General features: G+C 62.4%; 22 protein-coding genes. 6 read left to right on the forward strand and 16 right to left on the reverse strand.

Going from position 1 to position 26,195, the window contains the following annotated elements:
- Positions 1 to 10: 10 nt before the first annotated feature.
- Both VIZ63_RS11005 and VIZ63_RS11010 read right to left on the reverse strand, forming a co-directional pair.
- A complete protein-coding gene (locus VIZ63_RS11005; RefSeq protein WP_331609651.1) occupies positions 11 to 646 on the reverse strand; it encodes a response regulator transcription factor in 636 nt (211 codons plus the stop codon).
- A 53-nt stretch (positions 647 to 699) separates the two neighbouring features.
- Positions 700 to 1,380 carry a response regulator transcription factor gene (locus VIZ63_RS11010; protein WP_331609652.1) on the reverse strand — a complete coding sequence of 227 codons (681 nt, stop codon included), beginning with the start codon at positions 1,378 to 1,380 and terminating at the stop codon, positions 700 to 702.
- Between the two features lie 557 nt (positions 1,381 to 1,937).
- Here VIZ63_RS11010 and VIZ63_RS11015 point away from each other — a divergent pair.
- Positions 1,938 to 7,511, forward strand: coding sequence for a trifunctional serine/threonine-protein kinase/ATP-binding protein/sensor histidine kinase (locus VIZ63_RS11015; RefSeq protein WP_331609653.1), 5,574 nt, complete (start codon positions 1,938 to 1,940; stop codon positions 7,509 to 7,511).
- A 426-nt stretch (positions 7,512 to 7,937) separates the two neighbouring features.
- Here the strand turns inward: VIZ63_RS11015 and VIZ63_RS11020 are convergent, their stop codons facing one another.
- From VIZ63_RS11020 to VIZ63_RS11075, 12 genes are all read right to left on the reverse strand, one after another.
- Entirely contained in the window at positions 7,938 to 8,309 is a 372-nt protein-coding gene (locus VIZ63_RS11020; protein ID WP_331609654.1) for a response regulator, read from the reverse strand.
- Positions 8,306 to 9,001, reverse strand: a complete 696-nt coding sequence (locus VIZ63_RS11025) for a response regulator transcription factor (protein ID WP_331609655.1) — start codon at positions 8,999 to 9,001, stop codon at positions 8,306 to 8,308. Before VIZ63_RS11025 ends, VIZ63_RS11020 begins: the two co-directional genes overlap by 4 nt.
- A gap of 396 nt (positions 9,002 to 9,397) precedes the next feature.
- The gene (locus VIZ63_RS11030) at positions 9,398 to 10,123 is read right to left on the reverse strand and encodes a response regulator transcription factor (protein WP_331609656.1); all 726 of its coding nucleotides are present in this window, start codon (positions 10,121 to 10,123) and stop codon (positions 9,398 to 9,400) included.
- Between the two features lie 39 nt (positions 10,124 to 10,162).
- Positions 10,163 to 11,188 carry a FecR family protein gene (locus VIZ63_RS11035; RefSeq protein WP_331609657.1) on the reverse strand — a complete coding sequence of 342 codons (1,026 nt, stop codon included), beginning with the start codon at positions 11,186 to 11,188 and terminating at the stop codon, positions 10,163 to 10,165.
- Positions 11,185 to 11,682 carry a sigma-70 family RNA polymerase sigma factor gene (locus tag VIZ63_RS11040; protein ID WP_331609658.1) on the reverse strand — a complete coding sequence of 166 codons (498 nt, stop codon included), beginning with the start codon at positions 11,680 to 11,682 and terminating at the stop codon, positions 11,185 to 11,187. The genes VIZ63_RS11035 and VIZ63_RS11040 overlap by 4 nt, the downstream gene beginning before the upstream one ends.
- A 101-nt stretch (positions 11,683 to 11,783) precedes the next feature.
- Positions 11,784 to 12,542 carry a response regulator gene (locus VIZ63_RS11045; protein ID WP_331609659.1) on the reverse strand — a complete coding sequence of 253 codons (759 nt, stop codon included), beginning with the start codon at positions 12,540 to 12,542 and terminating at the stop codon, positions 11,784 to 11,786.
- A 336-nt stretch (positions 12,543 to 12,878) separates the two neighbouring features.
- Positions 12,879 to 13,664 carry a hypothetical protein gene (locus tag VIZ63_RS11050; protein ID WP_331609660.1) on the reverse strand — a complete coding sequence of 262 codons (786 nt, stop codon included), beginning with the start codon at positions 13,662 to 13,664 and terminating at the stop codon, positions 12,879 to 12,881.
- Between the two features lie 441 nt (positions 13,665 to 14,105).
- Positions 14,106 to 14,483: a tautomerase family protein gene (locus VIZ63_RS11055; RefSeq protein ID WP_331609661.1), complete on the reverse strand. Its 378-nt coding sequence runs from the start codon at positions 14,481 to 14,483 to the stop codon at positions 14,106 to 14,108.
- A 24-nt stretch (positions 14,484 to 14,507) separates the two neighbouring features.
- Positions 14,508 to 15,476, reverse strand: coding sequence for a cytochrome c (locus VIZ63_RS11060; RefSeq protein ID WP_331609663.1), 969 nt, complete (start codon positions 15,474 to 15,476; stop codon positions 14,508 to 14,510).
- 135 nt (positions 15,477 to 15,611) lie between these two features.
- Complete coding sequence (locus VIZ63_RS11065; RefSeq protein WP_331609664.1) at positions 15,612 to 16,283, reverse strand: gluconate 2-dehydrogenase subunit 3 family protein; 672 nt, start codon at positions 16,281 to 16,283, stop codon at positions 15,612 to 15,614.
- Positions 16,284 to 16,440: 157 nt separating this feature from the next.
- A complete protein-coding gene (locus VIZ63_RS11070) occupies positions 16,441 to 17,148 on the reverse strand; it encodes a response regulator transcription factor (RefSeq protein WP_331609665.1) in 708 nt (235 codons plus the stop codon).
- A gap of 656 nt (positions 17,149 to 17,804) precedes the next feature.
- The gene (locus VIZ63_RS11075; protein WP_331609666.1) at positions 17,805 to 18,533 is read right to left on the reverse strand and encodes a response regulator; all 729 of its coding nucleotides are present in this window, start codon (positions 18,531 to 18,533) and stop codon (positions 17,805 to 17,807) included.
- A 563-nt stretch (positions 18,534 to 19,096) separates the two neighbouring features.
- Between VIZ63_RS11075 and VIZ63_RS11080 the strand changes: the two genes are divergently transcribed.
- The 3 genes from VIZ63_RS11080 to VIZ63_RS11090 are packed head-to-tail and all read left to right on the forward strand — an operon-like array spanning position 19,097 to position 23,200.
- Positions 19,097 to 19,588 (forward strand): sigma-70 family RNA polymerase sigma factor, encoded by a 492-nt coding sequence (locus VIZ63_RS11080; RefSeq protein ID WP_331609667.1) that lies wholly within the window; start codon positions 19,097 to 19,099, stop codon positions 19,586 to 19,588.
- Position 19,589: 1 nt separating this feature from the next.
- Positions 19,590 to 20,648 carry a FecR family protein gene (locus tag VIZ63_RS11085; RefSeq protein ID WP_331609668.1) on the forward strand — a complete coding sequence of 353 codons (1,059 nt, stop codon included), beginning with the start codon at positions 19,590 to 19,592 and terminating at the stop codon, positions 20,646 to 20,648.
- A gap of 17 nt (positions 20,649 to 20,665) precedes the next feature.
- Positions 20,666 to 23,200 (forward strand): TonB-dependent siderophore receptor, encoded by a 2,535-nt coding sequence (locus VIZ63_RS11090; protein WP_331609669.1) that lies wholly within the window; start codon positions 20,666 to 20,668, stop codon positions 23,198 to 23,200.
- A 36-nt stretch (positions 23,201 to 23,236) separates the two neighbouring features.
- On the opposite strand, the gene VIZ63_RS11095 is transcribed toward VIZ63_RS11090, so the two are convergent.
- A complete protein-coding gene (locus VIZ63_RS11095; RefSeq protein WP_331609670.1) occupies positions 23,237 to 24,247 on the reverse strand; it encodes a lipid A deacylase LpxR family protein in 1,011 nt (336 codons plus the stop codon).
- Between the two features lie 181 nt (positions 24,248 to 24,428).
- Between VIZ63_RS11095 and VIZ63_RS11100 the strand changes: the two genes are divergently transcribed.
- Positions 24,429 to 24,638 (forward strand): hypothetical protein, encoded by a 210-nt coding sequence (locus tag VIZ63_RS11100; RefSeq protein WP_331609671.1) that lies wholly within the window; start codon positions 24,429 to 24,431, stop codon positions 24,636 to 24,638.
- Positions 24,639 to 24,765: 127 nt separating this feature from the next.
- Here the strand turns inward: VIZ63_RS11100 and VIZ63_RS11105 are convergent, their stop codons facing one another.
- Entirely contained in the window at positions 24,766 to 25,122 is a 357-nt protein-coding gene (locus VIZ63_RS11105) for a hypothetical protein (protein WP_331609672.1), read from the reverse strand.
- A 230-nt stretch (positions 25,123 to 25,352) separates the two neighbouring features.
- Here VIZ63_RS11105 and VIZ63_RS11110 point away from each other — a divergent pair, with 230 nt between their 5' ends.
- Complete coding sequence (locus VIZ63_RS11110; RefSeq protein ID WP_331609673.1) at positions 25,353 to 25,835, forward strand: hypothetical protein; 483 nt, start codon at positions 25,353 to 25,355, stop codon at positions 25,833 to 25,835.
- The last annotated feature ends 360 nt before the right edge of the window (positions 25,836 to 26,195 follow it).

The following is a 26,195-nucleotide window of genomic DNA, read 5'->3' on the forward strand; positions in this document are numbered from 1 at the left end:
CAGTGATCACCTACTCCCTACGGCCAGTGTGCGACCGATACGCCAGCGCACGGCTGTCCGGTTGCACGCCACGGAGTTCCGCGCACCTCACCAGATCAGCAAGGCAGGTGGCGTCCATCTTCTGCATCACGCGGCGCCGGTGTGACTGCACCGTGGCCTCACAGATGCCCAGCACGGCGGCGACCTGCTTGTTGAACGCACCGCCGATAGTCAGCATCATCACCTGCCGCTCGCGATTCGTGAGCTGCTCCAGCCGTCGACGCATGCCCATGATGCGCTGACGCGCCGCACGGGTGCTCGCGTCGTATTCGATCGCGGAACGCACCGCGATGATCAGATGCTGTGGTTCGAGGGGCAGTGTCAGAAGGTCGTACACCCCTGCCTTGATGGCGCGAACCGAAGACGCCAGATCCTCGTGACCCATGAGCAGCAGCACGGGAGGACCCATCTCCACGAACTGCTGCAGATCGAGGCCATTCGTGTCGGGCACCACATCCAGAATGACGCACGATGGAGTGTCAGGCTGAGGGCACACCACGAAGCTCGCAGCCGTCTCGAAGACAGCGGTGCCAATCCCCTCCGCGCTGAGCAGTCGATGCAACTCCATGCGCACACCATGATCACCGCTGACTACGCACACGGGCATGGATAAGGCGCTCCATTACCGCGCGTAATTTTCGACGTGCAGCAAGCTGGCACTCATCTCCAGCCGCCGTTCGAATCGTGGCCTCTGTCGACGATGATCCTGCCCGCAGGCATCTCGATCGAATCATCGGATATCAGGCCGCGCCGGCGCGCGACGGCTACGGCTTCGACGCGGGTCGCTGCATCGAGCTTCGCCAGGATCGCCTTCACATGCGACTTCGCGGTGCCCACGCTGCGCTTCAATACCGCCGCGATCGCCTTGTTGGGCAGGCCCAGCATCATCAACCGCAGGACTTCGATTTCCCGGCTCGTCAGCGACGGGGGTGCCAGGCTCGCGGCGATCTTCGAGATGAACATCGGATCGATGGCCGTTCCGCCAGTGTGAATGCATCGCACGGCGTTGATCACGGACGACACCGGCGCGGACAGCGGCAGATATCCCCTGATGCCGAGTTCGATGGCGCGACGGACGTTCGCTTCACTGTCGTCATCGCTCACGATCAGCACGCGCCAGCGTCGGGTGCTTTGCGAAGCCAGGATGCCCAGTCCTCCCTGGTAGTCGGTAACCGCGATGTTTTCGGCTCCGAAGCCAACTGTGCCAGCCACCGGGGCCTGCGGCCCCGGATGCATGGACAAGCAGAATGAATCGTCCGCGCGGAAGGCGGCTTCGAGCCCTGCAGCCACGAGCGGATTCCCATGTGCGATCAACACGCAGATCTTCTTGTCGGCTGACATCGCAATTCACCTCGAACAATGAAACTCTGGCTCGAATGCACCGGCCACGGAGCCGATCGAAACTGCGTGGCGAACAAGCCGCTCGGACTGCAGCGTTCGACGTGCTGGTCGGTGGGCAACACATGCATACCGACTACGTCGGTTGATTCCCAAGCGGTTGCGGTCCCCACGTCGGCCCCTGTTGCCGCTGGCCCGACGGGTTACCGGGCCATTGGCCTTTAGAGTCCTGACAACGGCGGTACGCGCCAATTCGACTTTTGTGTTACGAGTTTCCCACTATCCCGAAAGAAGCAGCCCATCCGACGCAGGTCGCGCCCGCTCATCCTGGCGTTGCTACTTCAACCATGACGCGCATTCAGCCAACCGACGTGAAGAAGCCCAACCAAGGGACGCTCGCTCCAACACCGGCTTCACGTCGCCAGGTCGCTGCAATCATTTTTTTATGTTTCTTGCTGCGCAGCGGACAGCTATCATCGAGCCGGTTCCCAGGGGCTGCCGGCTGCGCCTTCCTGCACTTTCACGAGGCAGTGTGAGCAACAATCAATGAAATTCGGCCGGTGAATACACTCGGTTCTGTGGATGCCAGCGACGATCCCGCCTTCGAGGTTGCATGGCAGGACGCAGAACGGGTCTTCGAACGAGGCTCGTGGGTCGATACCGACGGCGTACGAATTCCCGTGCTGGCAGTACAGCCTGCTACAGGAAACAGCCGTTGGCTCGAAGTGCTTGGCCGTCTGGCGCATGAAATCGAACTGAGGGACAGCCTCGACAGTGCGTGGGCGATGCGGCCTCTGCAGCTCGTGCGCGAGCGCAACGTATTGCTCGTGGAAGATCCAGGCGGCCAGCCACTCACCCAGCTGATCGATGCGCCGATGAACGTGGGCCGGTTCCTGCCCCTGGCCATCGCGCTGTGTCGTGCCGTCGGTCGACTGCATGGGAATGGCCTCATCCACAAGGACATTCGGCCGGGAAACGTGGTGGTTAACACCGCGACCGACGAAGTCCGTCTGACCGGTTTTGGTTTCGCGTCCCGCGTACCGCGCGAGCGTCAGTCACCAGCGCCGCCGGAGGTCATCTCCGGCACCTTCGCGTACATGGCGCCCGAGCAGACCGGGCGCATGAATCGGTCGATCGACTTCCGCAGCGATCTGTATTCGCTTGGCGTCACCTTCTACGAGATGCTGACCGGTTCCCTGCCGTTCACGGCCTCGGATCCGATGGAATGGATGCACTGTCATATCGCCCGGCAACCGGCGAGTCCCGCTGACCGGGTGAACGCGCTCCCCGAGCGCCTGTGCGCCATCGTCATGAAGCTCCTCGCCAAAGGTGCCGAGGATCGTTACCAGACGGCGGCCGGATTGGAACACGATCTCGAACACTGCTTGGCCGAATGGGAAACGCATCGATCCATCGGGCACTTCGCCTTGGGCGACCGCGACGCCACTGACCAGCTGCGGTTCCGGGAAAAGCTTTACGGGCGCGACGCCGAAATAGGACGCCTGCTCGCGGCGTTCGAGCGCGTCCTTACACACGGCGCAGCGGGGCTCGTACTGGTGTCCGGCTATTCAGGCATCGGCAAGTCATCGGTCGTCAACGAACTGCACCGGGCGCTGGTGCCGCCGCGGGGTCTCTTTGCCGCCGGCAAGTTCGACCAATACAAAAGCGGCATTCCCTACGCCACCCTGGCCCAGGCCTTTCAAAGCCTCGTGCGCCAGTTGTTGAGTAAAAGCGACCCGGAACTCGAGCGTTGGCGGCAGGCGCTGGTGCAGGCGCTCGGCGCCAATGGCCGCCTGATGACCAACCTGATTCCGGAACTCGCCCTCGTCATCGGCGAGCAGCCCGCCGTGTCTGATCTGTCCGGACCCGATGCCCAGAATCGCATTCTTCTGGTCTTCCGGCAGCTCCTCAACGTATTTGCACGTGACGAGCATCCGCTCGTTCTGGTGCTGGACGACTTGCAGTGGCTGGATGCGGCGACACTCGCCGTGTTCGAAGATTTCGCCACCCAGCGCGAAGTACGCAATCTATTGCTCGTCGGGATCTATCGGGACAGTGAAGTCGGACCGGCACATCCGCTCACGCGCAGGTTGCAGGCGATCCGCGAATCCGGGGTAGCGGCGGAGGAGATCGTGCTCGGCCCCGTTCAGACCGAACACATGGCGACGATGATTGCGGATGCGCTCGGCACGGAGCCGCAGCAAGTGGATTCGCTGGCGCAGATCGCATTCGAGAAAACCCGCGGCAACCCCTTCTTCACGATGCAGTTCATCAGCGCACTGGCGGACGAGGCGCTGCTCCACTACGACCCGCAGACGGCGGCGTGGCGGTGGGACATCGAGCGAATCAAGGCCAGAAGGGTCGGCGACAATGTGGTCGATCTGATGATCGAACGACTGAGCCGGCTGCCAGACGCTTCGCTGCAAGCGCTCAAACAAATGGCTTGTCTCGGCAACAGCACTGCCATCGCCAGGTTCCGCCATGTCCTGGGCGCATCCGAATCAGACACACAGGGCGTGCTTCGCGAAGCGCTGCACGCGGGCCTGCTGCTGCAGATCGATGATGCCTATGCGTTCGCTCATGACCGTGTTCACGAAGCGGCTTACGCCATGCTGGCCGAGTCCGAGCGGCCTGGGATCCATCGGAACATCGGTACCCGTCTGCTGGCCGACCTGTCGGACAACGAAGTGGAGACCGAGATCTTCGAGATCGTCAGCCAGTTCAATCGGGCCGACTTCGGTATGGCAGAGAACAGCGAAAGAATCGCTGCAGCGTCACTCAACCTGCGCGCCGGCCGCAAAGCGAAATCCGCTGCGGCCTACAAGGCGGCCAGGGAATATGCTGCAAAGGGGATCGCGCAGCTCGACGAGGATGGCTGGATCGATCAATACGAATTGGCTTTCGCCCTGCACCTCGAGAACGCGCAATGCACGTTTCTCAGCAGCGAGTTCGTCGACGCCGAGCGGCTGATCGTCGCATTGCTGCAACGGGCCCGGACCGCGATCGATTCGGCCGCCGTCTATCGACTCAAGGTCGAACTGCACGTCGTGCGCTCGGAGAATGATCTTGCGGTCGCAAGCGCCCTGTCCGCGTTGCGCCTGCTGGGCATCGAGCTGTCGGCAAAACCCTCCTGGGCAGATGTGCAACGCGAATACGACCGCATCTGGACGACGCTGAATGGCCGGTCGGTCGACAGCATCGTCGATCTTCCGGCGATGGTCGATCCGGAGAAGATAGCAACCGTACGGCTGCTCGCAGAACTCTACCCGCCGGCTTATTTCACGAACTTCAATCTCACGACGTTGACCATCTTTCACATGGTCAATCTCAGCCTGATACACGGCAGCCCGGCGACCAATCAGGGTTATGCCTTGTTCGGCTGGATCATCGGCCCGGCGTTCGGACGATACGAAGAAGGCTATCGAATCTGCGGCCTGGCATGCGCGATGGCAGACAAGCGCAACGATCTGCTGGACATGGCCCGGATTCGCGCGTCCATGGCTCTGACCGCTCAATGGACTCAGCCCATGACAACGGCGACCCGATGGAATCGCAGCGCCTACGAGACCGGAGTTCGCGCGGGCGATTTGTACTTCGCCACCTACTCTGCGGCACAGACTGTCCAGTCGCTGTTCCTGAGCGGCCAGCAACTGGAACAGGTTGCGCTGGCGGCCGATGAATATCTTGGCTTCGCTCGTGGCCTCGGCTTCCGCGACGGCACCGACCTGATCGTCACGACCGAGCGAGCGGTCGCAAGCCTGCGCGGCCTGACACGCGACCTTGGCCACTACGACGACGAAGCGTTCGACCAGGAGGCGTTTGAAAGCGAGCTGACCGGCTCGCGCATGACCGTGGTCGTGTACTGGTACTGGACCCGGAAACTCATGCTGTACGTACTCGCTGGCGACTACGAAGCAGCGCTGCGATGCGCGGACTGCGCCAGGCCTGCAGACGGCATCCGAGTCGTGCAGGTACAGCAGATGGACTATTACTACTACACCGCGTTGGCGATTGCCGCGGTGGTGGCCGACGCTTCCGGACCGCGGCGGGATACCCTGATGAGTGACCTGCGCGCGCACCACGAGCAGCTCGGCGTCTGGGCCGAAGAAACGCGCTCGCCAACCTTTGCGGACAAACACAGCCTCATCTCGGCCGAGATCGCGCGTCTCGAGGGCCGCGAAAGCGAAGCACAGATTCTCTATGAGGACAGTATCCGGCTGGCGCGTCAGCACGGATTCATCCAGAACGAAGGCGTTGCCCACGAAACCGCCGCGCGTTTCTATGCGGCACGCGGTCTTGAAACGATTGCGCGTGCGTACTTACGCGAAGCCCGGCACTGCTATCTGCGGTGGGGCGCTCACGGCAAGGTGCGGCAGATGGAGGCGTTGTATCCACCTATCTGGGGCGAGCAGCGCGCACCGGACTCCACAGCCGCCGCTGCGACCGAACTTCCCGAGCACCTCGATCTGGCGACTGTCATCAAGGTTTCGCAGGCGGTCTCCAGTGAAATCGATCTCGCCAGACTGATCGAAACGATCATGCGCACGGTCATCAATGACGCTGGCGCCGAGCGAGCTGTGTTGGTCCTGGTGCGAGACGCCGAGCATCGCATTGCCGCCGAGGCGCGAACCCATGCCGAGGGGGTGCTGGTGCGTCTGCAGGATGGGCCAGTCGTCGACGCAGAGCTGCCGGAGTCCATCGTTCAATACGTGGCCCACACCGGGGAAAGCGTGATTCTCGACGACGCGCAAGTCCAGAACACGTTCTCTTCCGACACTTACATTCGCCGCCAGCGGACTCGTTCACTGCTGTGTCTGCCGCTTCTGCATCAGGCCAAGCGCGTCGGTCTGCTCTATCTCGAGAACAACCTTGCGGCACACGTGTTCACCGCGAAGCGGCTCTCGATCCTCAGGCTGCTGGCATCGCAGGCGGCGATCTCCCTGGAGAATTCGCGTCTGTACGACGATCTCAAGGCGCGCGAGGCCCGGATTCGCCGCCTGCTGGACTCCAAGGTCATCGGTATCCTGATCTGGAATCTCGATGGCCGCGTGCTCGACGCCAATGATGCGTTTCTCCGCATGGTGCGATACGAACGCAAGGACCTGCAGGTGGGACTGAACTGGGCGGACATGACGCCTGAGGAATCCCAGGAAGTCAGTGCCGCCGGCATTCGCCACCTGCTGGCGACCGGTGAGATGCCACATCTCGAGAAGGAATTCTTCCGCAAGGACGGCACGCGCGTGCCGGTCATGATTGGCGCAGCGGCTTTCGATGGCACGCCCACTGAGGGTGTTGCCTTCATCGTGGACCTGACGGAGCAGAAGCAGGCGGAGGAAAAGCTCCGCGAAAGCGAACTGCGCTACCGGGCTCTGCAGTCAGAGCTGGCGCATGCGAACCGGATCGCGACCATGGGACAGCTGTGTGCCTGGATTGCTCACGATGTACGGCAACCGCTGGTCGGCGTCGTGGCGAGCGCCAACGCCGGGCTGCGCTGGCTGTCGACCCAACCGCCCAATGTCGGCTCAGCCGAGCGCGCGCTCGAGCGCATCGTCAGGGAGGGCCACCGGGCGGCCGACGTGCTCGACAGGATTCGGGCGCTGGTAAAGAAAGCGACCCCGCACAAGGAACTGGTCGACATCAATGAGGTCGTCAGGGAGACGATAATCCTGCTCGGTCCAGAAGCAGAGCGCAAAGGCATCGTGGTGCAGGCGGATCTCGTCAGCACTCTGCCCTTCGTTCTCGCGGACCGCATTCAGACCCAGCAGGTGATCGTGAACCTGATGGTCAACGCCATCGAAGCCATGAACAACGCTGCCACCCCACTGCCACACGATCTGCTCGTGGCTTCGAGCGCCGATGCTTCCGGCACTGTCCTGGTGGCTGTGAGCGATTCCGGGCCGGGCGTTTCGTCCGAGCATCAGGGTCATCTGTTCGATGCGTTCTTCACCACCAAATCCGGCGGACTCGGCATGGGACTGGCGATCAGTCGGACCATTATCGAATCCTTCGGCGGCCGCATCTGGGTGACGCCGAACATGCCTCGAGGGGCGGTGTTCCAGTTCACTTTGCCAGGCGTCGCAGCATCCAGCGTTCCGACCGCCGCCAGCGATGCCTCTCCTTCGCGTTCGCGCTGAACCCGTGACTGAAAGGAATCCCGCGGGATGACCGCAGGTGACCAACGGAAATCCCGGGGGCGAATGGTTCATTCATCGAAGCACTTCGATTCTTGCGTCTGTCCGTGAATCAGAACCCTTCGACAGGGTTCAGGGAGAACGGAGGAAGCTTCAGCTCTCTTGTACGTTCGTGCTGAGCCAGGTCGAAGCACTCCCGCTCTTGCGCTCGTCCATAGAATCTCAGGGCAAACGGAGAGAGGCCGACTCCTTTGTGTGGGTCCGGCTTTCCCCAAGGGATTCCCGTTGGTCGCAGCCGGACGTGACCGCCACGGGCGGTGCTCCGCTGAGGTCCGACTGAAGTCGGACCCACACAGGGAATGAGACCCCATTCTTCACTTGAACGCTGTCCATGGAATCTCAGGGCGAACGGAATGAATCAGAGATTTCTCAGGGCTTTCGCAGGACAGAAGTTATTGCGGCAAGCAGTCGCTGGGCATCGAACGGCTTGCTGAACAGAATCTGATGGCCATCGGGGGACGCCACCTGCCTGCCACCTTCGTGCGCGGTAATCAGTATGATCGGCAGCTCGGGGCGCCGCGCGGCGACAATGAATCGCAGCTCCCAACCGTCCATGCCGGGCATGCGGATGTCCGACACCAGACAGCCGATGGAATCGAGCGCCCCGCTATCGAGAAACTCCCTGGCTGACGAGAATCTGCACGCGGTCAAGCCGGCAGATGCGAGCAGGTCCATCATGGCTTCGAGAACCGCACAATCGTCGTCGACAACGGCCACGTCCACATAACTGCCTTGGTTCATGTCGGGTCTGTTCCGGATCTGCCCTCGCCCGCAGCAGAACTCCGCAACTGTGACGTGGATTGACCCTCGCTCGCGGTGGATGCAATGCCGAGCTTCATCGACATCCTCACCAGATCAGGCAGGGAATCAGCGTCCATCTTGCGCATGATGTGCGCGCGATGGATCTGCAGCGTGACCTCCCTGATCCCCAGCTCGGCCGCTGCCTGCTTGTTGAGCCGACCCCGCACGACCAGCGGCAACACTTCCCGCTCACGCGGCGTCAGTGACGCATAGCGGACTCTGAGACTCGCCAGTTCCACCAACTGGCTGTGCATCTCCCGGTGCTGGAGCAAGGCGGCGTCGATGGCTGTCAGGAGCTGCTTCGACGTGAACGGTTTCGGCAGGAAGTCGACGGCCCCTGCCTTGATTGCCCGTACCGACGATGGAATATCGCCGTAGCCGGTGATGAAAACGATGGGCGGATGTTGGTGACCCGCGAGTTCCGATTGCAGTTCCAGGCCGCTCATGTCGGGAAGATCGATGTCCAGCACCAGGCACGCTGGTCCGTCTGCACTAGCCACAGCCGCTTTGTAATCAGCTGCGGAACTGAATGTGGTGACAGCGAATCCGTGCGAGGAAAGCAGGTCCTCCATCGATTCGCGCACGCCGGGGTCGTCATCGACTACGTAGACCGTGCCTTCTGGTTTCGTCATGCCTCCCTCCACGCCGGAACGAGCGGATTCGAACGGACAGGCCCATCTCGCGTCCCTACGCATGAGGTCACCAAAGAGGCTCTTGCAGAGGATTGAAGCAGCAGCCGGATCATACGGGACGCTCACGCGAATCAGGTGTAATGGAAATACATGATTGGCAAACGCAGCGATGTCTGGCATACGAAATTTCAGCCATCTCCGCACAACTGCGATCGTTCAGTCTTCTGCAACGCTCATCAAGGCGGCCTGGCTCGACGGTTCGCTCAACGGCATGCTCGTCGGTTACACCATCCATCAGTATCGGGTTCCGCTCGCGCTCACCAGTGTCGGCTTGTACGGTCGCTACGCATCGGGCACGAGCAGAAGCATGGGTGCGGACCTGGAACGGGGAATAAATCAGAGATTCCTCAGAGCGCTGTCTTTGACGTGCCGCGAGCTGAGACCCAACGCGCGCCGCCGCTCGAACTCATGGGCCTTGCCTGCAAGTCTGCCGACAGGCATCTGAATCGCATCATCGGAGATCAAGCCCCGCCGCCGCGCGACCGCCACGGCCTCGACACGCGTCGCTGCATCGAGCTTTGCCAGGATGGCCTTCACATGCGACTTCGCCGTGCCCAGGCTGCGCTTCAGCACCGCCGCGATCGCCTTGTTGGGCAGGCCCAGCATCATCAACCTCAGGACCTCGATTTCCCGGCCCGTCAGCGACGGGGATGCCAGGCTCGCGGCGATCTTCGCGATGAACGTCGTGTCGATGGCAGTCCCGCCAGTGTGAATACAGCGCACGGCGCCGATCACCGCCGACACCGGCGCGCACAGCGGCAGATAACCCCTGACGCCGAGTTCGATGGCGCGACGCACGCTCACTTCGCTGTCGTCATCGCTCACGATCAGCACGCGCCAGCGTCGGCTGTTCTGCGAGGCCAGGATGCCCAGCCCCGCCTGGTAGTCAGTCACTGCGATGGCCTCGCGCCCGAAACGAAGCGCAGCATCCACTCCGTCCTGCGGTGCACAGTGCGCGGACAAGCGGAACGAATCGGCGGCGCGGAAGGCGGCTTCGAGCCCGGCCGCCACCAGCGGATTCCCATGCGCGATCAACACGCAGATCTTCTCGTCGGTCGACATGACAGTTCCTCGAAGTGAATATGCGCCCCGGACGCCGGGCTACGGTGCGTCCGGGACTCGTGTGACGATGAAGCCACCCTTGCCATCGGTTTCGACATGGGCCCCGGGAATCCCCGCAATGAACGAAGCAAACATCGCTGCGTCGTTCGACGAAAACCGTCCCGTGATCGGTTCGTCCCGCAGGGCCGGACTGCGGATCTCGATCCGCCCGGCGTTGTAGCGGTTGATTTCCTCGACCACTTCACCCAGCGGACGCCGCTGAAACACCAGTTGCTGCTGCATCCACGCGGTGGCAGCGGCGACATCGACGCCACGCTCCAGCTGACCGGATCCATTGATACCCACGGTGATGCGATCGGACGCGGTCAGCACGGGAAAGCGCGACCGCTGCTCGTTCACTGCGACGCGCCCCTCCACCACCGTGACGGTCGTGCGGTCGGCTCGACGGTCGACATCGAACACCGTACCCACGGCCCGTACCACCGCCGCGCCCGCATGCACGTTGAACGGTCGCGTCGAATCATGGGCGACCTCGAACAGCGCCTCGCCTTTGATCAGATCGATCCGCCGTTCACCCGAGCGCAGACGTACTTCGATCTGCGATGCGGTGTTGAGTGTCACGCGCGATCCATCCCCCAGCACGACCGCTCGCTGCTGGCCGATTTCCGTCTGAAACTGCCGGGGGCGCGACAGCGTCCACCATCCGATGCAGACTGCGATCAGCACCGAAGCAGCCAGAGCGAGTGCGAAGCGCCGCGTCGTCGGTTCAGCGCGACGCTGCACGGGACGCTGACGGAGGGGCAGATAGACAGGATCGGCGGGCGCGGCCAGTGCGTCGCGAATCAACTCGGCGGCCGATTTGGCAGGCCAGCCGCCCTCCGCGTTCGTGACGGCAGAATGGACCTGCGCCACGCGCAGATAGGCTGCAACCCGTTCAGGCGAGCGGCCAACCCACTCGGCAAAGCCGCGCCGCTCGCTCTTCGAAACGGCTCCATCGTTGAACACTATCCACCAATGGGCGGCCTGCTCGGAAACCGGGGCCAATGACTCCTTGTATTGACTCACGCCAGCTCTCCCAATGCTGCCCGCAGGCGTTCGTAGCCACGCACGAGGTACCGCCGCGTCTGTCTGACAGTGATCTGCAGATCGTTGGAAATTTCCTCGCAGGACCGGCCGTCGCGCAGCTTGAGCACCATCACCGCCTGCATCATCGGCGAGACGCTCGCCAGCGTGCGGGCCAGTTGCTGCTGCGACAGGTGCGCATCCAGCTCGAGGTCCGGCGAGCTCTCATCGAGCAGCATCGCCTCGCCCAGTTCGACGGTCGCATCGCCATTGCGCTGCCGCTCGCGCCCATCCGGCGTGACGTGTCTTGCCACGTGCAACAGATACGCGTGCGGGTTCTGTACTTCGCTCAGGTCGCGGGCTCGCAGCAGCCGCAGATAGGTTTCCTGGGCCAGGTCCTCCACATCGACGGCTACGGACACCCGTCGCCGCAGGAACTGGACCAGGCTCCGGTTCCACTGTTGCCGCCACCCCAGGAGAACAGACTTGTTGGACATACGCCCCTGGATCGCCGGGTTACCGCTACCGGCTTCTAACCAGACAAGACCCCGGGCGGTGCCATTCAGACCCCTACCCGCAGAAATAAATGTCGGACGCCTCACCGTACCGTCGCGACCAGCGCATCGAAGAAATAGCCGGTACCACGCTCGGTGCGAAAAAAGCGCGGCGTCGCCGGATGGGCCTCGATCTTGCGTCGCAGGCGCAGGATCTGCACATCGATGGACCGATCGTAGACCTCCGTGCTGTGCAGGCGTGACATGTCGAGCAGTTGATCGCGGGTGAGGATGCGCTGGGGCTGCGACAGGAAGGCACACAGCAGGCTGAACTCGCCCCGCGAGATCGGCACCCGGGCTCCCGCGGGCGACAGCAGCCGATGCAGCCTCACATTCAATTCCCAGCCGCCGAACCGGTAGGCTCGCACCGATCGGTCCGGGCTGCCGGCCAGTGTCGCCTGCGACCGCCGCAGCACCGCGCGAATCCGGGCGAGCAGTTCGCGAGGCGAAAAAGGCTTCGTGACATAGTCGTCCGCGCCGAGTTCGAGTCCCATGACGCAGTCCGCCTCCTCCCGCAACGCGGACAACACGACGATCGGCAATTTGGATGTTTCGCGAATGCTGCGGGTGAGGCCGATTCCCTCGCTGCCTCGCAATCGCGGTTCCAGCAGCAGCAGATCGATCGCCTCTCGCCCCAGGATGTCCAGCATCTTGTTGCCATCGTCGACCGCCGTCACCCGGAAGTCGTGCTGCCCAAGATACTCACAGATGCGGCTGCGGGTTTCGGCGTCCTCGTCGGCGACCAGCACATGCGTACCGGCCGCGAAGAGTGGTTTCATAGGGGTTGCAGTTGCAGTATCCATGTCGGGCTCCTGTTGCCAGATGCCCCGGCGGGTTACCGGGCCACAGCACATAGATTCCTGGCAACGCTGAAGCATGCCAATTCCAGTCTTACGTTACCCCGGAAGAGGTAGCCCCGGCCCCCTACGCAGGTGTCGTTCAACTTCTCGTCAGATTCTCCTCGCCGCGTTGAGAACTGATGTCGCAGCGACGAGAAAGCATTTCATTCGAGACGTGAATCGACGACGCATGCAGGCGTGCACGGCAGTCGGCTTCGTACATATCTGCCGCGAAGCGATGTGACGCTCGCACGAACGCCCCGCAGTTATCTGCGGGGCGCCGTAAGCTCCCTGACGTTCTCAGAATTGAAAAGTCAGGCCGAGATCGATCGGGAACGACCAGCTCTGATCCGTGACGCGCATCGGAGCGGCACCGAGACTCTGGTAGGCATGAGAGGTCTGGTGCCTTGGGCTGTTGTAGTCCGCGCCCACGCCGAAGCGCAGAGCCGTCCTCGACGCGATCTCATAGGCCAAGCCAACCTCCACGCCTGCATCGAACCGTGTTTCCTTCGGCAACAGTTCGACGCGCTTCGGTGGCGTCAGCGTTCCATCGACTCGTACGTGCGCATGCAACTCGCTCGCCCGCTCGACGCCAACGTACCCGCCGAGATACGGCCGCGTCCGCCCCGTATCGATGAAGTAGTACCGCGCACCGAAGTCGGCGGTCCAGGACTCGAGGTCGTCGAATTCCGCTCTGATATCGGCGGGCTTCGCCAGCGCTGCAGACTGGATGTCACCGATGCGGGTCGTCCTGCCGCGAAACTGCGTGTAGCTCAACCGCGCAAAGGGCTCGAGTTTGGCCGTCGCCTGATAGCCGAGCTCGAGTCCGAAGCTCGGGCCAGCACGAAAGATATCGTCGAAGTTCTGCCGTTCCAGGTCCAACGTGCCTGCCTTACCCGCCAGCGACGGAATGACGGAGCCGAGATTGGCGATCGACGCCGTTTCACGAGCCTGGAAGCTGCCGTGCGGCACCAGCGACGTGCCGAGTTGGAACGCCGCCGTCCACCGGCCCTCTTCGGCCGCCAATGCACCCTGTGCGGCGCCCAGTGAAATGAGCGCCAGGGGGATAGAGATTCTCTTCAGCATGATGATGTGCTCCTGAAAGTTGTGCAGCGGCCAATAGCGGCCGCGACGAGCTGCAATCGCAGCGGCTGTCAGCCGTGCACAACATCACCTGGTTACATCTCGCTTGAATGTCGAAACCGGGCGCAAAAAATTGCAGATGAAAGGATCGGAGCAAGTGTTTTATCTGCGCAACAACGGCGACGCTGGTGGCACAGCCACCGGCTCGGTGAGACACAACACTGCATCGATTGCTGCGGCATCGCTGATGCGGATCGGATCTTGTCCGATCGATCCTGCTCGCCTGACTGCCCAGGCAGCTCAGGTCCGACTGAAGTCGGACCCGCAAGAACCACCACGCGGCGTCCGCTGCGTTCGTGCTCAGGCGGCGACTGACAGGAATCCCGTGCGTCCATAGAGTCGCAGCACGAACGGGAATCCATCAGAGGCACCTTGATACGCGTTTCACTCCGGCAGCGGCACGTCCGGCATGATCGCCGCCATCTCCATGGCCTGGCTGGCCGGTACCTCCTGGATGCCGATGACGATCTGGTCGTCCGGCGCAGCAGTGGCTTCCTGCAACAGAGCCCACAGGCGCTGCAGCAGTGCACGCTTGTAGTCATCGGATCGACCGACGCGAATGCACAGCGTGAGCGCCGCCACCGCGGCGCGTTCGCCGGCCGTGAACGCATTGCCCCGCTCATACTCGTGAAAGACGATGTGAACCCAGTTCCTCGGCACACCCGAAAACTCGACGTGCAATTGGGTCAGCCCGCCCGCCAGCGCCGCTTTCGCCTGCTCGTCGAGAACGCCGGTCTGGGTCGTGACCGTATAGAGGGGCATGGGTCGATCTCCACGATGAACTGCTTACTGTGCTTCGCTCTGCGCCACCAGCTTGCGAACGGCACGCACATCCGCGATGTCGACTGCACCCGCCTGGTTGCCCCAGCTGGATCGGACGAAGGTCGCGACCTTCGCAACGCCTTCGTCACCGAGCCGCCAATGCAGGGAAGGCATCGTGAAGCGCGCCGGTGTCGCCTGCGTTCGTGGTGTCGTGGCGCCTTCCGAGACGATCGCGATGATGGAATCTGCGCTTTCAGCCAGTACGACGGGATTACCCGCCAGCGACGGAAACACGCCTTCGTAACCCTTTCCGTCCGGCCGATGACACGCAGCGCAGTTATCGAGATACAGCTGCGCACCCGGCTTGCTGGCATCGCCGGCCTTCAATCGCGAGTGCTCGTCGTCATTCGGCGTGAAGGCAGGAGCGAACGTCCTGCCCGGCGTCGTCAATGTCTTCAGGAACGCCGCCATCGCAAGAGCATCATGCTGCGTCAGGTGCTGAGTGCTGTTGACGATCACCTCGCTCATGGATGCGAATGCGATGCCGTGCCGATTCACACCGGTCATGAGAAACGCCGCGATGTCTTCTGCATTCCAGTCCGCGAGGCTGCCCGGCCCTTCACTGCGCAGGCTCGGTGCAAAGTAACCCTCGATGCGGGCCCCTGCCAGAAACCGGCTGCCGTCCTTCGGTGTGGTTGCACGCAGCGCAAGCGCTGCATTCCGCGATGTATGGCATTCGCCGCAGTGACCCAGCCCTTCGACCAGGTAGCCGCCACGCGCGACGTCGGCAGTCCATTCCACGGGCGCGACGTAAGGCTCAGGCGTCGGCGCAAAGAGTAATCGCCAATATGTGAGCGGCCAACGCATCGAGAGCGGAAACGGAATCTCGTTGGCTTTGTTCGGAATCGAGACCGGACTCACGCCCAGCCGGAAATAAGCAAACAGCGCGGCCACGTCTTCAGGCAACAGATTGCTGTAAGAGGTGTAAGGCATCGCGGGATAGAGCGTGTGTCCGCGCGCAATACCGAAGCGAAGCGCGCGATCGAACTCCGGCAGCGTGAAGCGGCCGATGCCGTGGACAGGATCGGGCGATGATCACCGCATCCACTGCCTTGCGCCGCGCAGCCATCACGTGCGACCGGCGATGGACACCGGGCCGTACGGATACCTGCGGCCGGCCTGATCGATCCAGTCGGTGAAATCGGCGCGCGCACCGGGAAAACCGATCCATCGCCAGGCGAGCATGTGACGATTGCCGCCGTACTGAGGATCGGCAAAGTAGCCTTCGCGCGCGTTTGCGAGCATCTGAGCGAAGAACACCGCCGCAGGAATCTGCTCGAACTGCAACTGGCCGTGCTCCATCTGTCGCAGCAGTTGATCCTGCTGAGAGGTCTCGATCTGTGCGAACTCCTTGTGAAAGAGCCGTCCGGCGGCGCCGTTCGCGTCCGCAATACCGAGTCGATAGATTTCACGCGGCGTAAAGCGCAGCTGATATCCGAGCGAGGGTTCCGCATCGGCTATGAACGGGCCCTTCATATAGAAGCAGGCGCCATGTCCATACGGCAATTCGAGCTGCCGGTCGATGAACTCGGGAACGCCCGTGGCGATCCCGCCCGGCCCTTCGCCCTCCTCCGGAATCAGCCTCGCAATCGTCGCGTTGATGAAAGCCCATTCCGCCGACGTGAAGTAAGTCGGCGAATAGCTGGCCGGGGACTGCGCGTTACCTGATGGTTTCGCGCAGCCTGCCGCCAGGGCAGCAGCGCTGAGCGGCAACACGGATAGGAACTTCCGCCTGTCCATCACGGTGTCCTCGCGCCGACCAGGGAGATGAATTACAGGCGCAGGCGGCGATCGTGATGGTGACGGGAAGGCCCTGCTATCCCGCGAACGGGGGAGTCGGTCCCGCCGGATTCAGCGCGATGTCGCGCTCCTCAACAGGCCGACTCTTCGTTATCTGTCAGCGGGGCATGCTGACTGCGCGCCCGTCATATGCCATGACGGATGCGGTCGGATTACGCGTCATCGGCAGGCGACCTCTGACCCGGACGGCGGTCCGCAACGGAATGCGCAGCATCTCGGCAAGGCGGACGAGTTCCGCGAAAGAGCTCGCCTGCATCTTCTCCATGACGCGGGCGCGATGAACCTGCACCGTGATCTCGCGAAGATTCAGCTCCCGCGCCACTTGCTTGTTGATCATGCCGCTGACGACGAGCGACATCACCTCTCGTTCGCGCGCGGTAAGGCGCGCCAGTCGCTGCCGCAGTTCGTCCATCCTCCGGCGCTCCTCGCGAAGGCTCGAATGGCGGGCAATGGCAACGCGGACCGAGCAGACGACCTCTTGCGGGTCGAAGGGGATCGTCAGAAAGTCCACCGCCCCCGCCTTGATCGCACGGACCGAGTACGCCACGTTTACCGAAGACGTTACGAAGATGACCGCGGGATGATCGCAGGCAACTTCACGCTGCAGGTCGAGTCCATTCGCGTCCGGCAGTTCGACATCGAGGATCAGGCATGCCGGCGGATCTGGCTTCGGGTACGCGATGTAGTCCGCGGCGCACCGGAATGTGATTGCCCGCAAGCCATTCGCTGCGAGGAGCTCGCTGAGCGACGCTCGTACCTGCGTATCTCCATGAACTACGAAAACGATCTGCTCTGCTTGATTCATGGCATGTCCCGCTCACGACCGATCTGAACTTGGTTACGAAGAATGATCGGCCTGCTGTTCTCCACAGTCCGCGGAAAACTTCAGTCCTTGAAACAGTAGAGGGAATTTTTTCGCGTCGGGCCCCCGTCTTATGGAAAAAGAAATTCGCGGTCACGTGCGGGGACAAGCACAGCTTTGGTGCGAAGCTCGAGCACAAGGGAAAAGTCCGACTGAAGCACGCCGAATCGTCTGCGCCGTTTTTCACACTGCCTTCGCTCTGCGCTTACAGATGCAGGCAAGAGCCCGGAGTGCTTCGATGGATGAACCATTCTCCCGCGGGATTTCCGTTGGTCACCTGCAGTCATCCCGCGGGATTCCTTTCGGTCACCGGCGCAGCACGAACGGAAAGGAGACGTGCTCGTCCTCCGTCGCTCTGCGCCTCTTCTTCCGTTCGCCCTGAGCGTGTCGAAGGGTGCTGGTTCTGAGCGATGCAGGAATGGAGTGCTTCGCCATGGCGCAGCACGAACGGAAGGAAGGAACTCCAGAGATCCGAGAAAGAAACGCTGGTACACAAACGAGCACCAAGGAGCACAAATTTACAACCCGGCCAATCGCCTCCTTTGTGTTCCTTTGTGTTCCTCGTGCTCCTTTGTGTACGTCGCTTCTCTCGGCGCTCCCTAACGGATCGCCTTGACCGTCGCATCGAAGAAATAACCGGTGCCGCGTTCGGTGCGGATGAACTTCGGGTGGGAAGCGTCTTCCTCGATCTTGCGACGCAGGCGCATGATCTGCACGTCGATGCAGCGATCGTAGACCTCGGTACTGTGGATGCGTGACAGCTCCAGAAGCTGGTCGCGGCTGAGGATGCGTTGCGGCGATGAAAGGAACGCACACAGCAGACTGAAGTCTCCGCGCGAAATTTCCACGCGCTCGCCGGAAGGCGTCAGCAGTCGGTGCAAACGAACGTTCAACTCCCACCCGGCGAACCGGTAGGCACGCAGCGTCTCATCCCGACCGGGCGATACCGTATCCGGCTGCGATCTGCGCAGGACGGCCCGGATCCGTGCCAGCAGCTCACGCGGTGAGAATGGCTTGGTGAGATAGTCGTCGGCGCCCATCTCGAGCCCGAGCACTCGATCCGCCTCCTCCCTGAGATCCGACAACACCACGATGGGCAGCTTCGATTTCTGGCGGATCTCGCGCGCAAGGCGCAATCCGTCATCACCGTGAAGCCGCAGCTCCATTACCAGCAGGTCGATTGCATCCTGTCCGATGATCTCCAGGACCTGTTTGCCAGTGCTGGCGACGCTTACCCGGAAGTCGTGCTTCATCAGGTAATCCTGGACGCAGCTACACACGTCCACATCGTCGTCAATCACTAGAACATGTGAGCTTTCGGAATCCATTTTGCCACCCCGTTGTCTTCGGCCTGCGGACAACGTACTGGCTCCGGTTCCGGGTGCCTATTATGACTTAGCATATTAGGCAGAGCACGTAGGCGCGGCGCCCCGCGGGTCGATGACACCGCAAGTGATCGACATTCCTGTCATCAGCGCGTGCGCGCGGTGGTCCTGCCTTCGATGTCCTCCATCAGACCGGGGTCATCGCTGCTGGCCTCCTGCAGAAGCGGTCCGACCATTCGTTTGCGTCATTCAGAGCCAGAGCACGATGCTGCGATCCAGAACACGACGACCGCCCGTCACGATGGGAATCCAGTGTTGCGTTGATCAGTTGAGCCGGCCGCGGTCTTCATCGCACACTCCCGGGAAAGTCCTCTGGTCGCCAGAATCCCGCCGGCCATTTGCACGCCGATGACGGGCGCCTGGCTCGGAATTACAGCGGCAATCCGTATCGTTGCATTGTGTTTCGGCCGGGCAACAATATTTTCAGGGGTAACAGGGGCCCATCCACTTCATTTTTCGCTCTAGAGTAATGATGCACTTCATCTACTAGGCGGCGACACATAAACATGTCCAACGAGTCCCTGGTGGTCGCGTGGCGGCAGCGCTGGAACCGGAATCTGGTCCAGTTCCTCGGTCGACGCGTGCGGGCCGCCGTCGACATCGAGGATCTGGCGCAGGAGACCTATCTGCGGCTGTTGCGCGCACGCGATCTGAGCGAAGTGCGCAATCCTCAGGCGTATCTGTTACGGGTCGCCAGTCACGTACTGCTGGAATGGCGCGACGATCAACCGCGTGCCGATGCGGTGGTGACGCTGGAAGATGATCTGCTGGTCGACGAATGTCATCCCGAGTTCGAGCTCGAAGCCGGCCTGTCCCAACAGCGGCTGGACCTGGCCCTGGCCACGGCATCGCCCATGATGCGAGCGGTACTCCTGCTGAAACTGCGGGATGAGCGCTCGTCCCAGGACATCGCGAACGATCTCGACATCACTGTCCGACAGGTCAAACGCTATCTCGCGCGGGGCTACGAACGCTTGCGCACGGCCCTGGAGAATTAATATGACGCACGACAAGGACAGCGCGACGTCAGTGACCGAGCAAGCGGCTCACTGGTGGGTGGTATTTCACAGCGACGGCGCCTCGCCCGGCGACCACCGTGAATTCGCCGAATGGGTGGCCCGTTCGCCCGAGCGGGTCGAAGCGTATCTGCGGACCGCACGGGTACAGCAGGCACTGAAATCCGGCGACGTGCAGTGGCCCACGGATTCCGCCGCAGACCTGATTCGCGAGGCCCGGCAATCACCTCAGGAGCCCGTGCCGCTATCCGGTGCCACTGTCGTGTCGCTGCCGCGGACACAACGTCCCCGGGCCATCGCTGCGGCGCCTGTCACGTGGGGGCTGGCCGCCACGGTGATGTTCGGCATCGGCGCCGCCTGGTTCATGCTGGATCGTCCGCAGCACTTCCAGACCAAATTCGGCGAGCAACGCTCCGTGCTGCTCGATGATGGCTCGCACGTAACGCTCAACACCGCCTCGGAGATCGAAGTACGGTTCGAGAAGGACCATCGGCGGATTCGCCTGGTCCAGGGCGAAGCGTTGTTCGATGTGGCTCACGACGCCGCACGACCCTTCGATGTGGAGGCCGGCAACACCGTGCTGCGCGCCGTGGGCACGCAGTTCGATGTCGACAAGCGATCGGACCGCACCACCGTGACTGTCGTGGAAGGCCGGGTCGCCGTCCTTCCCGCGACTGAATTGCCTGGCGTGGAGTTGCCGACACTTGCTGCGAACGATCGTCTGGTGATCAGCGGCGTCGGACCGCATGTGCTCGAGCGGGGCACGAATATCGCGGCCGCAACTGCCTGGACACAGCGGCGTCTGATCTTCGAGCAACGCCCCCTCGGCGAAGTCGCGGAGGAGTTCAATCGCTACAACCGTGCGCGTATCGACATCGCCGATGCGGGTCTTCGACAGGAGCAGATCACCGGAGTGTTCAAGCCCGATGATGCAGCTTCGTTCCTGTCCTTCCTGTCGGATATTCCCGGCGCGCTCATCCGCGAGGACGGGCATGGCGGTTACATCGTCACGCTCGATGCCGACAATGTCGCCGGCACATGAACAGGGAGGTCCGCAAGGTGAAACGCAGGCTGCAGGTCCGCCTTGGCCCGCTGTGTGCGCTGGTCGTCGGTCTTGCCTGGTCGTATGGCAGCGGTGAGATCGCCTGCAGTGCCGAGCCGGTCAAGTATCAGCTGAATATCGCCAGTCAGCCGCTGGGCAACGCGTTGCAGGAATTTGCACGGCAGAGCGGCGTGCAGATCATTTTCTTCTCGCGACTTACACGGGGATTGAGCGCGCCTGCCGTCTCCGGGCAGTACACCACCGAAGAGGCGCTGGCAGCATTGCTTGCCGGTTCAAATTTGACGTTCCGCGTGCTCAATCCGAAAACTGTCGAGATCAGAGCCCGCCCCGTGGAAGATGCGCCGGACCCGCCGACACCCCGAATGCCCGACAAGGTCGATGAGGCACAAGCACCGCGCGGCTTGAAGAAAAGCGCCGCGCGGCGCACCGACGTCGAGGAAGTGATCGTCAATGCGACCGCCGAAGGGCTCGTTGCGACACGCACCGAAACACCCCTGCGTGCCATCCCGCAGACCGTGTCGGTGATCTCGTCTGAACAGATGCGCCAACAGGGCGATACCGACCTGGCCGAGGTCATGGGCCGTGCGACCGGCATCACTCTGGTGCGCACCAACTCGGCGGATCAGAAGTTCTATTCCCGCGGCTTCGAGATCACGACATTCCACGTCGATGGCGGCGCCGCACTGCGTTCGCATGCCGAGTCTCCGCTGATCATCCTGGGTACACCCGATCTCAGCGAGTTCGAACGCATCGAGCTGCTGCGCGGCGCCGACGGACTGTTCTCAGCCAACGGCAACCCCGGGGGCACGGTGAACATGGTGCGCAAGCGGCCGCTGCACAGTTACGAACTATCGGTGGATGCATCCGTCGGCTCCTGGAACCAGTACAGGATCGAGACGGATCTCACCGGGCCGCTGACCGCTGATGGCCGACTGCGTGGGCGAATGGATGCCTTGTACTCGCAACGAGGCTATTTTTACGACACCGCCGAGCTCGAGCGCACCAGGATTTTCGCGGTGCTGGAATATGACATTGCCCCTCAGACGCTGCTCACGGTGGGAGGCAGCTACCAGTGGGACAACGCCCTGCCCTTCGTTGGCGGCCTCCCCTTCTATGCCAATGGCAACGATACGCACCTGCCGCGTGATACTGCCCTGACGTTCGACTGGGCGAACTATCGCACCGAGATCCGCCAGCTGTACCTGCAACTGCAGCACGAGTTCCTGGACCACTGGAAAGTGCGGCTGAATACTTCGTCCTGGGACGGATACTCCGAGCATGCGTATGCCGCCTTCAGCTTCCCGGTCGATCCAGTCACCGACGCGATGCGCGGCCCACCGATTGCTGCTGCCACAGCCCGCCCCAGCATCCACGAACAGATTGCCCTCGATCTCACGCTCACCGGGAGCTTCGACTGGTTCGGCCGGCGCCAGGAACTGGCGTTTGGCGCAGACTTCGCGCGAGTCCGGGCGCGCATGGCCCTGAATGATTATTGGCGCTACGGACCGACGCTGGCCGACATCCACGAGTTCGATCCACTCCTCTACCCGGGCTCGCCGCTACGACTGGACCCGACACTGCACTACGACGTCGACTCGGTCCAGGAGCAGACCGGACTGTTCGCATCATGGCGCGTATATCTGGAAGACTGGTCTGCGATCGCAGGCGCGCGGCTCAGCTCCAACCACATCAGGTCGAATGCAATCATCAGTGCGGGACCGGCCAGCGCGAGCAGGAGCGTCCGCTTCGGCAACAGCGACGTTCTTACACCGTACGCGGCAGTGATGTACGACCTCAGCGACAACTACTCACTCTACGCCAGCTATGCCGACATCTACCGCGCCGGGAACGGCGCCCGGCGGATCGATGGCAGCGAGATCAGCCCGATTCGCGGCATCAACATCGAAGCGGGTGTCAAAGGCGCCTGGCACGGCGGAGCCCTGAACGGACAGCTGGTGCTGTACCGGATTTCCCAGCGCAACATTCCCGTACCCGAAACCAGGCCAAGCCCGCCCGGCAGCGGACTGGAATGTTGCGTTGCCGGCGCAACCCACAGGAGCGAAGGTGCGGAAATCGAACTCACGGGGCTTCTGCAGCCTGGCTGGCTCATCGGTGCGGGCTATACGTTCAACCACAACGAAGCAGCCCTCGGCGGCGACCTGTCGAGCTGGACCCCGACTCACCTGTTCAAGCTCTGGACCAGCAAACAATTGCCCGGCGTGCTCGACCGCTGGACGATCGGCGGCAGCGTGCATGCGCAAAGCCCTTACTCGGTTCGCGGCACCTACTGCGAGCAACCGCTCATCTTCGACTTCTGCGGCGGTGAGGCTGTCGTCGTCGACACGATCCAGAGCGAGTATGTGACTGTCGATCTGCGAGCGAGCTTTGATTTCAGCCCGAACTGGCAGCTCGCGCTGAACGTCAACAACATCTTCGACAAGGCCTATTACCAGACGCTCGGCGCGTCACATCTCAACAACTGGTACGGAGAGCCGCGCTCCGCGATGTTGAGGCTCGACGGCCGCTACTGAGTTGAGCTGCGTTGTCGCTTGCTGCGACGCGCCGCTTCACCATGACAGGGCCACTCCGGCATAGACCGTCGTGTCGCTTCGCTGCGGCAACTTCACATCCGCCAGTTGTCCCCGCACGAAATAATGCATGTCACGACCCTTCGGCAGCCCGATCAGGAAGCCGAGCGTAAGGTCCGGCACCAGGCGTCTGATCCGGTCGGAGGGCACCGTGACATCACTGTGACGAAATTGCCCCTGCAGCAGCGCGTTGTACAACGGTACCCGCGCGGAGAGCGTGCCATAGAAAAATCTGTCGCCGGCATCGTCACTGCTGCCCATCACTCCACGATCGCTCAGTCCCGTCGCGGAGCCATGGATATTCCAGGTGGCGTCGGCAAATCGTCCGACCCGCGCGCCGATCCCGGCACTCAGATCCGTCAGGAAACCAACGCCGCCACCGGCACGATAGAACCACTGCATCCGTGAGCCGCGGAAGTCCGTGACCTCACTGGTCCATTTGCGCTCGTGCATCAGCCGCAGGGTGGGTTCCGCGCCGTCAGAGACCTGATGCTGCCAACCTCGCGGCCGCTCCGACCCCATCGTGCGATGCACTCTGCGCTGTGCATGCGGCACGAATGCGCTGCCCAGAACACCAACGGCCAGCGAAGTCACTGCCGACCGATACGGGTCCTGAATCTGCTGCAGGCTTCCAGACACATAGACGAGTCCGGCGTAGGGTCGGTCGTCCCACACCGGCTCGCTGTCGCGAATATCTGCGGGCGTGAAGGCTGCAACGCCAATCTCGAGCTCATAGCGATAGGAGGACGACTGAATTCCCAGCAGGCGATCCATCGCCGCCAGGCGCGCCTGCCGCCCCGGTGTGGCGTCCGGCTCCAGTGTGCCCGCCACAGTGAACGCCCCGCCGCCCGTGTAGTCCGCATCGTTACTCATGCCGCTGAACAGGTCGTCGTCCAGGTAGATCGTGTGCGTCGTCTCCGCCTCGGCCATGGAACACGCGAGCGTGCAGGCGATGACCCAGGTCCGCGCCGTAAACATCGCATTCTTCATGACACTTCCTCTCGTTATCGATGAGGGAAGCGTCCGATGAGCAGGCTGCCACCGCGTTTCAGGCAGTCACCGTCGCATTTCAGCGGAAATGCCCTGCGAACCGCGTCACCGGCATTGCGAATGAAATGTCCTGCGCATGCGCAGACATCGAATCGCGACCCGCCACTGACAAGATCGCATCATGAAGACCACGCAGAGGAAACCCGACGAGCTCGCAGCTGCGGCCGATGTGGCGGCGTCGCAGGCCGCAGTTCCATCAGCGCCCGCCAACGACTCCGAGGTGCCAGAGCAGCAGGACTTCGCGACGGAGGAACGCATCCTCATCCTGCCGGCCGCGCTCGTGCTGCTCCTGGCGATCCTCGCCCTCCTCATCGTCTTCCTCAGAGGATGATTTTCCGGCGTGCGGCTTCGTGAGTCGTCACCAGGTGCCGCAAGGACAATGGCGCTCAGATAGCGTCATTGAAATCTTCGCCCATTCGGTCCACCTGCATGACTGAGCAGCAGATGCATCCTCGGCGCTAGATCCGCGTATCGACGATCCGGTTCTCCGCACACGTTGCCCCCGGCAGTTCGAAGCCACCGGAAATACTGGCGCGGCAAAGCGCCAGGTCCGGCGAATCCGGCTGGCGTTGGCGAATCATTTGCCCCGCGTCGGGCAACTGCAGTGCGTTCGCATCAACCTCGAAGCACGCGTCGCCTGGCGCGCACCAGGCCCATTCGGGCAGGACTTTGGCCGGATCGGCCGGCCGCAATGCGTCCATGCTGAGCAGTCGTACGGCGAGGCGACTATCTGCCAGGTTCGTCGACAACGAACACCCGACGACGAACGCACACACAATCGCGACGCCTCTGGGGGCTTCTGTCACGGATCTCATATCGCTTCGCTCCTGTTCTGACTGTCGCCGAACAAGACTCGAAGCTCTGCGCCGATTGCATCACGTCGATTGCGGCGAGCCGATTCGGAATTTCATCCGTAGTGGTCCGCTGACCTGATCATTACGCATGAAACGGCGCTGCCGTGGCGGGAAATCATCCAGCGGCGCCTGCGACGTAGCTTGCGCATCGAAGCGACAGTATTTCTCTGTTGCATGTAGGGAGCAGACACATGTTCACCAAGACTTGGCTGGCAGGACCGATCCTGTTTGCCGCGGCCCTCATGACGGCGTGCACTACCACAGGTGTCGGGACTGGCGAGACCCGTGGCGGCGGTTCCGCCGTCAACTTTTCGTGGTCCAGCGACAACGCGACCTCGGGAATGATGACGGCAACGTTCGCCAGGAGCGGCCAGGCATTCAATGGACGTTTCTTTCAGATCACCAGCGAGACACGCTACGACGATCTGCAGCCGTTGTGGGTCGGCTGGGGACGGCGCTGGGGCGGCTGGCCCTACTGGGGTTACGACGATGGTCCGAGTTTCATGACGCACTACTCGGGGCGCGTCCTGGCGAATCTCACCAGCACGACCGGTGAGCGCCTGCGCTGCAATTTCCGACTGGTTCGTCCGTCCTCGGGTATGTCCGGCGGCGGCGAGGGGAAATGCCAGGGGCCAGATGGCGCCGAGATCGACGCTACGTTTCCCTCGGCCTGACACGAGCCTCGCAAACTCCTCCAGCAGCGCCCGGCCGTTGACGATCTGGAAATGAATCGCAACAGCCGGGCCGCTGCCACCCGATGCATCGCGTGTCCTCGCCCGATCGGTCACTGAGCCCGCGCATCATTCGCAGACGACTGACTCCCGTTCGGTCTGCCTTGCGTACATCACTACAGTCGTAACGCAATCCCTCGTTCGGGACATGCCGATGCAACGCACCGGCAGCGCAATAGGGTCGCCGAGGAACTTTCCATTGCCGAACGAGGCGTAATTCAATGGCCAGGCTACTGCGCGTGCTTTACGACGATCCCAGCGGACGTGGCGATCCTTCGTTGCTGCATTCACGGAGGATGCTCA

It is taken from the genome of Povalibacter sp., assembly GCF_036520495.1.
In the GTDB taxonomy this organism is placed as follows: Bacteria; Pseudomonadota; Gammaproteobacteria; order Steroidobacterales; family Steroidobacteraceae; genus Steroidobacter.

What these genes read in the sequence shown, in the direction of transcription:
- VIZ63_RS11005 (WP_331609651.1), bottom strand. Translation starts at nt 646, where the DNA reads ATGCCCGTGTGCGTAGTCAGCGGTGATCATGGTGTGCGCATGGAGTTG.
- VIZ63_RS11010 (WP_331609652.1), bottom strand. Translation starts at nt 1,380, where the DNA reads ATGTCAGCCGACAAGAAGATCTGCGTGTTGATCGCACATGGGAATCCG.
- VIZ63_RS11020 (WP_331609654.1), bottom strand. Translation starts at nt 8,309, where the DNA reads ATGAACCAAGGCAGTTATGTGGACGTGGCCGTTGTCGACGACGATTGT.
- VIZ63_RS11025 (WP_331609655.1), bottom strand. Translation starts at nt 9,001, where the DNA reads ATGACGAAACCAGAAGGCACGGTCTACGTAGTCGATGACGACCCCGGC.
- VIZ63_RS11030 (WP_331609656.1), bottom strand. Translation starts at nt 10,123, where the DNA reads ATGTCGACCGACGAGAAGATCTGCGTGTTGATCGCGCATGGGAATCCG.
- VIZ63_RS11040 (WP_331609658.1), bottom strand. Translation starts at nt 11,682, where the DNA reads ATGTCCAACAAGTCTGTTCTCCTGGGGTGGCGGCAACAGTGGAACCGG.
- VIZ63_RS11045 (WP_331609659.1), bottom strand. Translation starts at nt 12,542, where the DNA reads ATGGATACTGCAACTGCAACCCCTATGAAACCACTCTTCGCGGCCGGT.
- VIZ63_RS11050 (WP_331609660.1), bottom strand. Translation starts at nt 13,664, where the DNA reads ATGCTGAAGAGAATCTCTATCCCCCTGGCGCTCATTTCACTGGGCGCC.
- VIZ63_RS11055 (WP_331609661.1), bottom strand. Translation starts at nt 14,483, where the DNA reads ATGCCCCTCTATACGGTCACGACCCAGACCGGCGTTCTCGACGAGCAG.
- VIZ63_RS11060 (WP_331609663.1), bottom strand. Translation starts at nt 15,476, where the DNA reads ATGCCTTACACCTCTTACAGCAATCTGTTGCCTGAAGACGTGGCCGCG.
- VIZ63_RS11065 (WP_331609664.1), bottom strand. Translation starts at nt 16,283, where the DNA reads ATGGACAGGCGGAAGTTCCTATCCGTGTTGCCGCTCAGCGCTGCTGCC.
- VIZ63_RS11070 (WP_331609665.1), bottom strand. Translation starts at nt 17,148, where the DNA reads ATGAATCAAGCAGAGCAGATCGTTTTCGTAGTTCATGGAGATACGCAG.
- VIZ63_RS11075 (WP_331609666.1), bottom strand. Translation starts at nt 18,533, where the DNA reads ATGGATTCCGAAAGCTCACATGTTCTAGTGATTGACGACGATGTGGAC.
- VIZ63_RS11080 (WP_331609667.1), top strand. Translation starts at nt 19,097, where the DNA reads ATGTCCAACGAGTCCCTGGTGGTCGCGTGGCGGCAGCGCTGGAACCGG.
- VIZ63_RS11085 (WP_331609668.1), top strand. Translation starts at nt 19,590, where the DNA reads ATGACGCACGACAAGGACAGCGCGACGTCAGTGACCGAGCAAGCGGCT.
- VIZ63_RS11095 (WP_331609670.1), bottom strand. Translation starts at nt 24,247, where the DNA reads ATGAAGAATGCGATGTTTACGGCGCGGACCTGGGTCATCGCCTGCACG.
- VIZ63_RS11100 (WP_331609671.1), top strand. Translation starts at nt 24,429, where the DNA reads ATGAAGACCACGCAGAGGAAACCCGACGAGCTCGCAGCTGCGGCCGAT.
- VIZ63_RS11105 (WP_331609672.1), bottom strand. Translation starts at nt 25,122, where the DNA reads ATGAGATCCGTGACAGAAGCCCCCAGAGGCGTCGCGATTGTGTGTGCG.
- VIZ63_RS11110 (WP_331609673.1), top strand. Translation starts at nt 25,353, where the DNA reads ATGTTCACCAAGACTTGGCTGGCAGGACCGATCCTGTTTGCCGCGGCC.